At 45.1% G+C, this 13,183-nt stretch carries 15 protein-coding genes; all 15 read right to left on the bottom strand.

The window, feature by feature from the left end; all coding sequences use genetic code 11:
• Positions 1-110: 110 nt before the first annotated feature.
• The 15 genes from MKX35_RS12500 to ribH all read right to left on the bottom strand — a co-directional run bounded on the left by MKX35_RS12500 (position 111) and on the right by ribH (position 13,178).
• Entirely contained in the window at positions 111-1,547 is a 1,437-nt protein-coding gene (locus tag MKX35_RS12500) for an ATP-binding protein (RefSeq protein WP_076284549.1), read from the bottom strand.
• Positions 1,548-2,264 carry a response regulator transcription factor gene (locus MKX35_RS12495; RefSeq protein ID WP_036676174.1) on the bottom strand — a complete coding sequence of 239 codons (717 nt, stop codon included), beginning with the start codon at positions 2,262-2,264 and terminating at the stop codon, positions 1,548-1,550.
• Positions 2,265-2,341: 77 nt separating this feature from the next.
• Entirely contained in the window at positions 2,342-3,604 is a 1,263-nt protein-coding gene (ccsA, locus tag MKX35_RS12490; RefSeq protein WP_042190256.1) for a cytochrome c biogenesis protein CcsA, read from the bottom strand.
• Entirely contained in the window at positions 3,601-5,286 is a 1,686-nt protein-coding gene (gene resB / locus MKX35_RS12485) for a cytochrome c biogenesis protein ResB (RefSeq protein WP_076284548.1), read from the bottom strand. The genes ccsA and resB overlap by 4 nt, the downstream gene beginning before the upstream one ends.
• Entirely contained in the window at positions 5,286-5,807 is a 522-nt protein-coding gene (locus MKX35_RS12480) for a redoxin domain-containing protein (RefSeq protein WP_042190261.1), read from the bottom strand. The genes resB and MKX35_RS12480 overlap by 1 nt, the downstream gene beginning before the upstream one ends.
• A 120-nt stretch (positions 5,808-5,927) precedes the next feature.
• A complete protein-coding gene (locus MKX35_RS12475) occupies positions 5,928-6,686 on the bottom strand; it encodes a pseudouridine synthase (protein WP_036676166.1) in 759 nt (252 codons plus the stop codon).
• 20 nt (positions 6,687-6,706) lie between these two features.
• Positions 6,707-7,051 carry a peptidoglycan recognition protein family protein gene (locus tag MKX35_RS12470; protein ID WP_076284547.1) on the bottom strand — a complete coding sequence of 115 codons (345 nt, stop codon included), beginning with the start codon at positions 7,049-7,051 and terminating at the stop codon, positions 6,707-6,709.
• Positions 7,052-7,117: 66 nt separating this feature from the next.
• Positions 7,118-7,606, bottom strand: coding sequence for a spore maturation protein (locus tag MKX35_RS12465; RefSeq protein WP_042190265.1), 489 nt, complete (start codon positions 7,604-7,606; stop codon positions 7,118-7,120).
• Positions 7,607-7,658: 52 nt separating this feature from the next.
• The gene (locus tag MKX35_RS12460; protein WP_076284546.1) at positions 7,659-8,324 is read right to left on the bottom strand and encodes a nucleoside recognition domain-containing protein; all 666 of its coding nucleotides are present in this window, start codon (positions 8,322-8,324) and stop codon (positions 7,659-7,661) included.
• A gap of 35 nt (positions 8,325-8,359) precedes the next feature.
• Positions 8,360-9,559, bottom strand: coding sequence for a D-alanyl-D-alanine carboxypeptidase family protein (locus MKX35_RS12455; RefSeq protein ID WP_042190269.1), 1,200 nt, complete (start codon positions 9,557-9,559; stop codon positions 8,360-8,362).
• A 166-nt stretch (positions 9,560-9,725) separates the two neighbouring features.
• Complete coding sequence (ytfJ, locus tag MKX35_RS12450; RefSeq protein WP_076284545.1) at positions 9,726-10,229, bottom strand: GerW family sporulation protein; 504 nt, start codon at positions 10,227-10,229, stop codon at positions 9,726-9,728.
• A gap of 83 nt (positions 10,230-10,312) precedes the next feature.
• Complete coding sequence (locus MKX35_RS12445) at positions 10,313-11,026, bottom strand: DUF2953 domain-containing protein (RefSeq protein WP_076299561.1); 714 nt, start codon at positions 11,024-11,026, stop codon at positions 10,313-10,315.
• Positions 11,027-11,212: 186 nt separating this feature from the next.
• Positions 11,213-11,815 carry an SMC-Scp complex subunit ScpB gene (gene scpB, locus MKX35_RS12440; RefSeq protein ID WP_042190273.1) on the bottom strand — a complete coding sequence of 201 codons (603 nt, stop codon included), beginning with the start codon at positions 11,813-11,815 and terminating at the stop codon, positions 11,213-11,215.
• Complete coding sequence (locus MKX35_RS12435; RefSeq protein WP_042190275.1) at positions 11,784-12,575, bottom strand: segregation and condensation protein A; 792 nt, start codon at positions 12,573-12,575, stop codon at positions 11,784-11,786. Before MKX35_RS12435 ends, scpB begins: the two co-directional genes overlap by 32 nt.
• A 135-nt stretch (positions 12,576-12,710) precedes the next feature.
• Positions 12,711-13,178 carry a 6,7-dimethyl-8-ribityllumazine synthase gene (ribH, locus tag MKX35_RS12430; protein WP_042194286.1) on the bottom strand — a complete coding sequence of 156 codons (468 nt, stop codon included), beginning with the start codon at positions 13,176-13,178 and terminating at the stop codon, positions 12,711-12,713.
• Positions 13,179-13,183: the final 5 nt, after the last annotated feature.

Raw genomic sequence — 13,183 nt, 5'->3', positions numbered from 1 at the left:
CTCCCAAGCATAAACAATGAGATATGTTCCACGATGAACAAGATTAATGTGTTTGTTTCAACAAAAAGCACCTCTGCTGTCAGAGGCGCTATCACACATTGTGTTTGGAATTACTGTTTTTCGACAGGAAGTCTCAGGGTAAAGGTTGTACTTTCGCCCAACTTACTGGAAGCTGAAATGGTTCCGTGATGCGACTCAACAATATTTTTAACAATCGCAAGCCCGAGTCCCGTTCCACCTGATTCTCCCCGTACACGTGCCTTATCGGCTTTGTAGAAACGATCAAATATATAAGGCAGATCTTCCTGCGGAATGCCGACGCCTTCATCCTGAATTTTAATTTCAAAATAGCGACGCCCTTCTAAGACACAAGTTCCTGTATGAACTGTGATCTTCTTGCCACCCTGCGTATGACGAAAAGCATTATCGAGCAAATTGGTTAAGACCTGCTCAAGCTTATCTTCATCCGCTGCCTTAAGAACAAGGACATCGCTCTCTTTATTTAGCTGCAGATGAATATCACGCTCTTTCGCACGTACGGAAAATTTACGATACACTCGTTCCAGCAGTTCGTTCACATCTACTTCTGCCTTCAGCATATCCGTATGTCCAGCTTCCATTCGCGCAAGGTCGAGCAGATCCTTTACAAGACGTCCCATACGGAGCGATTCATCATGAATGACCTGAATCAGTTCACTGCTTTCCTCTGGTGAAGAAGCCATGCCGTCAAGTAAAGCCTCACTATAACCTTGCATCATCGATAATGGCGTCCGAATCTCATGAGAGACGTTTGCCACGAAGTCACGGCGCATTTTTTCGAGTCGCACTTCTTCAGTCACATCACGCAGAACAGCAACCACTCCACGAATGCTCCCCTCAGAATATAAAGGTGCCATATGGACGGACCACACGCCCTGCCGGACATGTACATTAGAACGCTCATCGCCGCCTTGTTTCAACGTGCTCAAAAATAAAGGACGCAGGGGAGGTGGAACATTACTCTCAGCCGTTTCCGTATGAGGTTCAATGTCACTCTCTTGTTCCCACTCTAAATCGCTCCAGCTCTCAAGTAGCGATTGACCATGCGGATTGGTCAGAATAATCTGGCCTTCGATGTCAAAGGTGATTACAGCATCACTCATGCTGCGTAATACACTGGATAGATGGCCCTTCTCATGGTGCAGACTGCGAATATTCTCTTCCAACTCCTCAGCCATATGGTTAAAGGAAGTCGCCAATTGGCCAATCTCGTCACTTGTGACCAGCGTCAGCCTTGTTCCGTATTCACCACGTCGAATGTTGTTTGCAGCCTCGATGACACGTTGCATCGGTTGAGTGATCTTGGTAAACAAGAACAACGCGAAGAATGTCGTCAAAGAAAATCCGATCATGCACGTATACATAAATAAACGTTTGATATCGCCGGAATTAGCAAAGTTGCTGTCGATATAGGGAAGTAGAAACAACCCGAGTGTAATAAGCACGACAGCGACCAGGCAGATGATCGTGACCCACAGCTTGCCGACAAGACTTCTCCAGAAGTTCACTTATTTAGGTACCTCAAGTTTGTAGCCTACACCCCATACAGTTGTAATCATCGCCGCGGATTCCGGTGATACTTTATTCAGTTTTTCACGAAGACGCTTAACATGAGTATCGACTGTACGCAAATCTCCGAAAAACTCATAATTCCAAACATCTTTAAGGAGTTCTTCACGAGAGAACACTTTATCCGGTGAAATCGCCAAATAATGCAGCAGTTCGTATTCTTTCGGTGTCAGACTCACTTCTTCACCGCCAGCAGTTACTCGGTGTGCGTCATGCTCAATAATAAGATGAGTGAATACAATGTTATTACTGGAGTTGCTCTCTTTGGACAAAAATGCTGTTGCTGAAGAACGGCGCATAATGGCCTTCACGCGATAAATCACTTCGCGAGGACTAAATGGCTTCACGACATAATCATCCGCGCCCATTTCAAAGCCCTGTACACGATTAATCTCTTCGCCTTTAGCTGTAAGCATTAAGACAGGTGTCGATTTGACCCCTCTGAGTCGGGTCAGCACTTCCATTCCATCAATGCCAGGCAGCATAACATCCAGCAAAATTAGACCGTAGTCATTTGCTGTTGCTTTGCGAAGAGCGATTTCGCCATCTTCAGCTTCGTCGATTTCATAACCTTCTTTTTCAAGATACATCTTTAGCAGGCGGCGAATGCGTTCCTCATCATCCACTACCAGAATTCTGTTTAAATGATCTGCCATTTCACAACAACCCCTTCATCAAATACAGTAGAACGTAACCTTAAATCCATTGTGCTGTGTTAGCAGGTAAACTATGCTCAGTCCGTCCCCGCATAAGAATGAAGTCCGGCGATGACTAGATTAACGCCAACTAAGGTAAACATTACGACCAAAAAGCCTAGAACGGCAAGCCAGGCAGATTTTCGCCCTTGCCATCCACGAGCCAATCGTAAATGAAGATAAGCACTATAGAAAAGCCAAGTAACGAGTGCCCAGACTTCTTTGGGGTCCCATCCCCAGAATCTTCCCCAGGCTATTTGCGCCCATATCATTGCAAAAATCAAAGCGCCTAATGTGAAAATAGGAAAGCCAATGGCTATCGCCCTATACGTTATCTCATCTAGATCGCCTTCATCAATCCCCTCCATAACCGGGTGAATCGCTGCGCCTAGTGGCTTGCGTACGATCAAGCGAAGAATTCCGTAAAGGAGTAATCCGGAAAGAATCGACCAGATTACAGTATTAAACTTCCGGCCAGCATTCACACCATTCATCCATGAAGGAGCTTCAAAGAGAGGTTCTTTCATGCCAAGAAACGACTGGAAGCTTTCAATTTCGCTATTGTGAGGAGCCACAATCGGCGGCATTCGATAACTCACTTTCTCTATTGTACTATTTTCCTGCCCTGCGCTGTCAATCGTAACGTTGGGACGAACAAAAACAGTCTCATAACCTGCTCCGCGGAAAGCAAAAACTGAACCCAGAAACCCAATTATAACAATGATTGAAAAGAGAGTAAATTCAATCAGTCTCTGTTGCTTACGATCCGCCTTCTCTTTACTGGAAAAATTAACAGTCCGTAGCAGATACATCAGCCCTGCCGCAAAACCTACCGCGAAAAAGGATTCACCTAGTGCTGCCAGTGTTACGTGAATCTTGAGATAGTTCGATTGCAGGGATGGAATTAACGGCTGAACCTCCTGTGGAAATACAGCTGCGTACGCCATCACAATAATGCTAATTGGAACTGCAAACAGACCGAGAATAACTTTGCGATAGATCGCGTACATCACTGTAAAGGCTACCATAACCATCATGGATAAGAAAGTCATGAACTCATACATATTGCTGACTGGAATATGTCCTGCACCAAACCAACGTGTAAAGAAATAAATAAGATGAAAGATAAGACCTATAGAAGAAACAATAAAAGCTATTTTACCCCATCGAGCAGTATGTTCCTCTGGCTTGCGGCCCGACCACTTGCGACCCATGATAGCGATAGTGAATAACATAAACGACCCGCTGTATAATAAGAATGCGGCAATAAAGACGGCACTGCTGATATCGAGCAAGCTCATGTAAGGCCTCCTCCATTATCTATTGATTTTTCATCGACTACCATATCTACTTTTTCTAAAATAGAAACGATCTCACGACGGAAACCGAACCAATTCTTGTTCGTATGTCCTCCGAGTATTAGCTCTCCGTTTACAACGGTAAGCCAGATGCGTCTATGCTGCCAGTAAAATCCAAGGATTAAACCCAGCATCACGATTGCTGCACCTAACCATACAAAAGGCATTGCACGATCAATACGTATATTCAAGTATGTAGTCGATTCCGAAAAATCAACATCGCTCATGTTGTCCACTTCAAGCTCAAGAAATCTATTGCTGCCACCAAGCTTATCGTTAATAGCCACCTGCTGAAACTGAGACTTATCTACCTGCTTAGGAAAATAGAAGTACTGCTGCCCTTCCGCTGGCAAATTCGGTCCTTGAATCAAGAATAAGAATGCTGGTGCATTCGGATAAGGCGACTTAGATATCGGCTGACCATCCTCATTCAGTCCAAAATCCATATACTTCTCTTTTAAAGTCATCGTATAGGGTCCCGCTGTAATTGTACGCTGCGGATTCTTCATATCCAGTTTGAATTTACCGTACGACTCCCCAGTGGTGGAATTCTTAAGCACTGGCTGTACAGAACGCAGCACAGGTGTTAGATCATAATCAAACTGATACGCTTTCAATCCTTTATAATCCAAAGGTGAGTTTACTTGGATATTATGCGTTGTCACCTCAGTAAGCTGCGGTTCCTTAGTAGGATCTGCGCAATCCGCGGTACATTTATATAGCACTGCTTTAGTTTGGAATAATTTTGGAAGGATTTTTTTGCCTCGAAACTCCTCAGGCATCTCTTCATCGGTGTAGAACTCTACGGTGAATTTCTCGTTTTTTAAATAATAGGTAGTATCCGGAATCTGTGTAATTTCCCCTTGCGGGAAAGCAAGATGCTGATCCATGTTGAGACCCGGCAATCCTCTTGCCAGTACAGCAAGTAAAAAAATAATCAAACCAATATGTATTACGTAAGGCCCCCAGCGGCTGAAGCGGTGTTTTTCTGCCAGCAGAGCTCCTCCATCCGTCTTGACTCGGTAGCCCTTTTTACGCATAGGCTGAACCACCCGAGCAACCCAAGCTTCTGGTTCTTCTTGCACTTCAGTAACTAGCACAGCCTTTTGCCGAGTTAAGAACTGACGATGTTTCCGAATCTTCTGCCTAGTTAATGCCTTATATAGCGGAAGTACTCTGTCCAAACTACAAATGACTAGTGAAGCACCAATCATTACGAGTAGAGTCACAAACCACCAGGATTCGTATGTATGTGAAAGTCCAAGCTTATAGTAGATGTCCCCAGCTGTTCCGTACTCCTGCTTATAATAACTCGATGCATCAATATTAAGGAAAGTACTCTCCTGAGGGAAAATGGTTCCCAGCATAGAGCCTAACAGTGTCAAAACGATTAGATATATCGCTATTTTGACAGATGAAAAAAAGTTCCAAACTCGATCAATAATGCTTGGATTAACACGCTGCGAACGACGGGCTACACCATCATAACGCATTTCCAGATTCTCGCCCCAGTCCGATTCTTTGCCAAGCGGCTTTCCGCATGCTTCACATAGAACAGTGCCTACAGGGTTCTGATGGCCACATTCACATTTGGTATTGGTTATAAAAGCCTCGCGTTCACTCATCAATCCACCAGCTTCCCAATTTGATCATCTAGTGAATCTAAATCAAGCTGACCAATATGAATGCTGTCAATTTTACCCTTTGCATTAATAAAAAAAGTAGTGGGGAGTGGAGAAATACCATAACTTCGTACAGCGTCTCGTCCCGTGTCCATCAAAATCGGAAAATCAATATTGACTTGCTTCACAAAATTCTCGACAGTCATCTGATCTTCACCTACGTTGATTCCAATAACGACTACATCTTTGTCCTTCCATTTTTCCCATTGTGCTTGGAGAGCCGGCATTTCTTTTACACATGGCGTGCACCATGAGCCCCAGAAATTCAGCACAATAGCCTTCCCCTTATACTCGTCTAACGTATGCCCAAGTCCATCAAGACCCAGCAAATCAATGGCAGGCGCTTTACTACCTTCCTCTGGTTTTCCGCTTCCACCAAATACAGAGGAACCAATTGCATAACCACCCACTAGAACGATTAGAAACAGAATTACGATTTGAATTGGTTTTCTCGCTTTACCCACATGTAAAGCCCCCTTCTGTGACGCAACTCATACTTATGTTGTAAGGTGTGAACATCCTATGAACATTATAGCGAATTTCGTCACAGTATTAGGGGGTTTAATTGTGAATATTGTGTGTCTTTATGACTCTTTACGTGGAGTTCTTTCTTTGAGTAATCCTGCTTTGGCAATTTGCTGCAGATGGTTAATTTCATCTTTAGTCAAATGACGGTAGGATCCACGTTTAAGATTTTGCAGCATAATATCCCCGAATGAAATCCGCTTCAGACGGAGAACGGGGTGTGAAATCGCATCAAACATGCGTCGTACCTGACGGTTACGTCCCTCGTGAATCGTAATGCTGATTACTGCTTCTTTATTCGCTTCATCAATATCTTTGTACTCTACTTCGGCAGGCGCTGTCATACCATCTTCCAGCTTGATCCCAGCCTTTAGCTTGTCCAGTGCAGTACCGTGCGGAATACCCTTGACCGTAGCGTGATACGTCTTAGGTACATGATGCTTAGGATGGGTAAGCAAGTTAGCGAAATCTCCATCATTCGTTAACAGCAGCAGTCCTTCCGTATCGTAATCCAGACGGCCTACAGGGTAAACCCGTTCTGTAATTCCTTTAAGGTAATCTGTTACAACCTTGCGACCCTTTGGATCGGAAGCACTTGTAATGACTCCTTTAGGTTTGTTGAACATAATATAGATTTTGTTCTCGCCCCGGATCAGTCTACCGGAGACTTTAATAATATCTGTTGCGGGGTCCACCTTCGTGCCAAGCGTAGTTACGAGTTCCCCGTTGACTTCCACTTTACCGGCCAAAATCATTTCTTCACACTTACGTCTGGACGCCACACCTGCCTGCGCCAAAATTTTCTGTAATCTTTCCATTTTCGACTAGTCACCTCAGATTAATGATAACCATCAGAGGGATAAATCACAAGTTCATTCCATGGAAAAAATGCTCCTGGGCAGTAATTATTGTGGGGTTCGATGATTAAAGGGGAGATTTGGTAGCGCTCTACCAGTTCTAAAATGAGTTTACCTGTGGCAAATAGCTGTTCCTTCCTTCCAGATAATGGAGGAATGCCATCTTCCCAGCTGAAATCACCTTCCAAGCAAATGTGAATATACTCCGGATCGGTCAGCAGCGGTGCTGCATAAATGGCTCCGTCCACATCAACCCAGAAATCAAAGCCTTTGCCATTAATGGAAGTACAGCGAGACTGATGCAGAATAAAACCTTTGTAGTTCATAGCGGATTGCCTCCCTCCACATTGCTGCAATAGCATATGTTGAGGAAGGAAAGGGGGTGACGCCTCCTACCCAAAAAGCAGGAGGCAGACCGCGATCGCGGCGACGAAGCCAACGACATCGGAGAATAGACCTACCTTAAGTGCATAACGTCCGTTACGCACACCAACGGCTCCAAAATAAACCGTTAATACATAGAGCGTTGTGTCCGTGCTGCCTTGTATGGTGGAGGCAATCATGCCGATTAGAGAATCCGGACCATGAACGCGAATCAGATCCGTGGTATAAGCAAGCGAGCCTGTCCCAGTGAGGGGCCGCAGAAGGCCGAGCGGCAGTACTTCAGGAGGTACGCCAAGTCCCCGCAGAGCAGGAGATATGAATCCCATTAGGAAGTCGAGTGCGCCCGATGCGCGAAAGACGCTGATCGCCACAAGCATTCCCACAAGATGAGGAATAATCGCGATTGCCGTTCCAAATCCATCCTTCGCCCCTTCAACAAATGACTCATACACCGGGACTTTACGCGTAAAAGCATAGAGCGGGATGAACGTAATCATGACCGGAATCGCCCATGCCGATAGGAGACTGATTAACTGGTACAAGTCATGCTCACCCTTTCAATGAAGAATTAGGCAGCGACGTCTTGGCCAATGGAGCAGAACCAGACTTTGCTGACGGCGGCTTTGGAGGTTTGCGCAGCAATGTCATCCTTCGGAAAAACCGGTCAGCAACTATAGCCGCAAGAGTCGCCACAGCCGTTGCGGCGAGGGTTGTGCCTACTATTCCCGCAGGATCTGCCGAATTGTAATTCAATCGGATCGCAATTAGTGTCGCGGGAATTAGCGTAATGCTTGCTGTGTTAAGCGCCAGTAAGGTACACATGGCTGGTGTGGCCGTTTCTTTATCCGGGTTGAGCTTCTGCAGCTCCTGCATCGCCTTGATCCCCATAGGTGTAGCCGCATTGCCAAGTCCAAGCAAATTAGCGCTCATGTTGGAGAGAATATATCCGATTGCAGGATGACCCTTCGGCACATCTGGAAAGAGGAAGGCTACGATAGGCCCAAGAATCTTGGCTATTTTTTTAAGCAAACCAGCATCCTCTGCGATCCGCATGATTCCTAGCCAGAATACAAGCACACTTATTAAGCCGAAACTTACTGTAACCCCACTCTTGGCTCCGTCGAATACGGCGGCTGTAAATTCATCCATTCTGCCGTTAACGGCGGCGAACAGAAAACCGATGATGATCATTCCTAGCCAGATCCCGTTAATCATGGATACGCCTCCCTCCTCATTATTCAGCTATCTGCTTACTTGGAACTTTCGCCCAATTTAAATAACGCCTTCAGTGCACTCCCTATAGCCTGAAACCAATTATCAGCAGGATAAGTGTGTGCTTGCGTTGTACTATATTTTTTAGTATAAGCGGATTCCTCAGGAGGTAAGGACTCTCGTGTATATACTGGAACCCGGCCTATCTCCTTGCCACCTAGATCAAGAACGAGAACCCCTTGTAATCCAAAGTTTGATCTTGCAGCTTTGGCTGACGCCGAAGGGATCTGATTTAAGACAAGTTTGGTGGTCACTCTATCCTGCTCCCCTTGTCCGAGCGGATAGGCGAATTTTTTGGCTGTCACGAAGTCATAACCGCTCACGGGGTCCCCGCGTTCGATCATTGTTTTTAGTGGGTAGTGATTAAATCCAAAGTTTAGCAGTGAGGCATGATCATTCCAGTCATCCCCATCATTTATGGTCACTGCGACAAGCTGCTGGCCGTTTCTGGTCGCTGAGCTGACAAGGCAGCGTAGCGCTTTTTTGGTATATCCTGTCTTCACACCGTCTGCGCCCTCATATAAGTACAGCATTTTATTCTTGTTTCTCCACTTGTAATCCCATTTCTCATTTGGATTGTCCGCAGTTTTCTCCTGTGTCTTCACAATTTGCTTAAATACAGGATTATGAAGAGCATACGCCGTCAGTACGGCTAAGTCGTTAGCACTCGAATAATGACCTTCAGCATCTAGACCATGCGGATTAGCAAAATGAGTGTTTTTTAATCCGAGCTCTTCAGCCTTATTGTTCATCAGGTATACAAACCCTTCTTCAGAACCGCCGATATGTTCAGCGATCGCTGTTGCCGCATCATTCCCAGATCGCAGCATTAGACCATACAGCATATTTTCCAGCGTCATCTCTTCACCTTGCTGTAAATAAATAGAGGAGCCTTCTTTGGCGAAAGCATTTTTACCAACTTTGACTTTGGATGCTAAATCACCATTCTCAATAGCGACGAGGGCAGTCATTATTTTAGTCAGGCTGGCAATAAGCATCGGCTCATCTCCTCGACTGCTATACAAAATACGCCCGGATTCCACATCAATCAGCGCCGCTGCCCTTGCATGCGTAGATATGGAGCTGTTCTCCGCATGAATCAAAGTTAGCGGTGTCAGAAACAGCAGCAAAATGCTCAGTAATAAGGCGATTGGAAATTTACGGGTTATTGTCTTCATATTTATCCTCCGGATTCTTATCGGTTCTTAAGTAAAGTCATTCATTTCATGCTTATGTTGTACAAGTGTATGCGGACCAGCCTTAGGGTATGTCCTCTCCACACAAAAAGGGACACCGCCTGATGTAAGGCGATATCCCCGAGGCTATTTGTTGAATTATGTGTACCTAATGTGTTGAAGATTGGGATGTACTTGGATCGGGTTTAGCAGGTGCTTGTGGTGCTTGTGCTTGTGGTGCTTGTGTAGCAGTTGACCCAGCTTGACCTGAAGAACTGCTGCTTTGGAACATGGTCTGGATTTTGTCGATGAGCCCAGGCGTGGCATCGATAATTTTTTCGAACAAATGCGTTTGATTGTCGAGTGGCACAATGTTTACCCCATCCTTACCAACCACTAGAAAAGCGATCGGTCTGATGGAGACACCGCCCCCACTACCGCCACCAAAAGGAAGCATTTTGACACCGCCTTGGGAGCTTGATCCACTTATAGAATCCTCTACTCGATAATCACTACCCCCTGCAGCAAACCCAAAGGCCACCTTACTAATCGGCAGAATAATACTACCGTCAGGTGTTTGTACTGGATCTCCAACAATCGTATTAACATCTACCATGCCCTTGATATTTTCCATCGCTGTTTGCATTAGACCCTGAATAGGATGGTCGCTCATATTGTTTCCTCCTTAATTGAGTACGATTTCTCTTGCTTCTACAGCGCTTATCATCCCCACATCCACGCATTTGTATGTAACTTTCATTCTAAACTTTGCCCATGAGACTCCCTACGCATCCGTTTTAGTATTTTTCTCCACTTACTGATTCCCCCCGCCTCCCTCAAGACACGAAGAATAAGCTGCAATGATGCGTATACGGCATAGGAAACGGACAATTTACCCTCACATACGAACTCCATTGAAAAAGAATGCTCATCTTGAAAAACAGGCTTCACAAACACTCGTGGATTGTGTTTCAATTTGACCCTCTTCGAAATAAATCCAACGATGCTCCATTTCAATCCCCAGACGGCTCCTGATACTATGGCAGTGTCTGCCGCATCACCTAGTGAGAAGTCTGTGGACCAGTCGAGCTTTGATATTTTGACATGTGATACAGTTTCCTTGAACCACTTCTTCAATCCACGTGTGGATTTCACTGCTAGCTGTACATTGTCCCGCCAGCGCTCAATTCTTTCTTTATCGAATTGTTCTTCCTTTACAGTGTCAACACCTGTAGTCGCGGTACCCGTCTCTTTAAACTTTCCAAGCACGCCTTGCTCCAATCCCTTAAAGACCAATCGAGGCAGTTCATAGTGCAGTTTGATCAGACCAAAAAGTGTCTTAACATCTAACTCGATCAGATCATTTTTGTCATGTTTATAGCACCGGATGCGGAAATCGATAGATGAAGACAGAACCAGGATCATTGCCAGTACCAGCAATCCGAGGGGTATTCCAAGCCATAACGTCACGTATTTACCTCCAAGAAACCTTAATAATGGGAACCTTTGGTTTAGTATGGCAATTTAATCTGGAAAAAATTCGGGGTTTGGCTAAAAAATGTGGCTCTACAAAAAAATAGGGACTGCCCATAAACCATTATGAATGGTTTATGGGCAGTCCCAGCAATACAAATCATTGCGGAATAACAAAAAAAACTAAGGTTGCTCTATATCCTCGAACGTCATTTGAGTATCCAGCTTATTGAACAATAGCTGTGTCTCCTCTTCCAAATTATCAGTGGATTCGAAGTTAGATGGTTCTGGCAGCTCATTCAGACTTGCTAGGCCAAAGCTCTCCAAGAATGATTTAGTCGTCCCATATAAGATTGGACGCCCTACGGCCTCCGCACGACCTACCTCATGGATCAAATCCTTGTTATTCAGCGTATGAATAGCACGTTCGGATTTCACGCCTCGAATCTCTTCGATCTCCACCCGTGTAATGGGCTGACGATAGGCCACGATCGCCAATGTCTCTAATGCGGCCTGAGACAAGGTTGATCTGGATGGGGAATAAGCCAAGCGTTCAAAATAATGGGCATGCTCAGGTAATGTAGCCAACCGATAATTCCCGGCAATTTGGACTACCTGCAATCCCCGCTCCTGTGTTACATAATCCTCTTTTAGTTCTTCTAATGCTCCAGCCGCAAGCTCTGGCCGCTGCTCCGTAATCTCGGCGACTTGCCGTACGGAGATCCCTTCATCACCTGATAGAAACAACAGGCCCTCAATAATCGATTTCAGCGTTTTGTAATCCATTGAAGTGTTCTCCTCCTCTCCACTCCATTACGATGTCCTCAAACAATTTCTCTTGATAGCAAAAAATCGCCTTCATTTTCATCAGTTCCAGAATCGCAAGAAAAGTAACTACGATTTCGTGTCGCGCCATTTCATCGTGAAGCAGTGCTGAGAAATGGAGCCTTCCGCCTTTTCCTCTGCGCTGCAGCGCATCCGATACATCACGTATACGATCTTTTACCGATATTTCGTCCCGGGTGATCCGCTGGTAAGATGACCTTCTTGCCGCCTTACTAAGTGCCTTACGGAAAGCAGCTATAAGGTCGGAAGTATGTAGTCCTTTTAGCGTATGGTCAATCTCTTCAGGCACGTATGGACCCAGATCCTCCGGCTCCTTCGTAAAAATCAAGCTCCGCTCGCTCTCCATATCCATTAAATGAACAGCAATACTCTTGAATTTACGATACTCAATCAGTCGCTGAACAAGTTCAGCTCGTGGATCAAATTCATCTTCTTCGTAATATTCAAAATCATCGATCTCAATGACCGGTGGTTTGGGCAGCAATAGCTTGCTCTTTATAGATAATAGGGTTGCGGCCATCACGAGAAATTCACTCGTAATATCCAGTTCAAGCTCCTGCATACTTCGCAGGTATTCCATATACTGTTCGGTGATCTCGGCGACCGGAATGTCCTGGATGTCGATTTCCGCCTTATCAATTAAATGCAAAAGCAGATCCAGCGGACCTTCAAACGTTTCCAGCTTGTACAATACAGTCACGAAGCATCCTCCCGCCAAAAAAAGTAAAGTGCAGCGCCCTAAAGGACGCTACACAAGTAGAAAGGGCTCTATAATCCATGCTTTCTTCTTATACTATAAATAAGCACGAATTCGACTGATTCGTCAATAGCTGTCTTACTTAAACAGTTTGTTAAGATTCGCCATTTCAATCGCAGCAGTCGCAGCATCCCAGCCTTTATTCCCTGCTTTGGTTCCTGAACGCTCAATGGCCTGTTCAATATTCTCAGTAGTTACTACGCCAAAAATCGTCGGCACGCCGGTTTTAAGATTGATCGCAGCTACCCCTTTTGCAACTTCATTACATACATAATCATAGTGCGTTGTAGAGCCACGGATAACAGTTCCTAAAGTGATTACAGCGTCGTATTTACCGCTTTCCGCCATTTTTTGAGCAATTAACGGAATTTCAAACACGCCTGGAACCCAAGCAACATCTACTTCATCATCGTTAGCACCATGGCGTTTAAATGCATCAAGTGCACCTGACAAAAGCTTACTAGTAATAAATTCATTAAAACGTCCTACTACGACTCCGTATTTTAACCCCTCGGAAACTAAATGTCCTTCTAAATATTTCGGCATATCAT

The organism is Paenibacillus sp. FSL R5-0923, assembly GCF_038009145.1.
Lineage (GTDB): Bacteria > Bacillota > Bacilli > Paenibacillales > Paenibacillaceae > Paenibacillus_AQ.
Note: the sequence above shows the minus strand (reverse complement) of the source record. Positions and strands in the feature narration are given on the sequence as shown.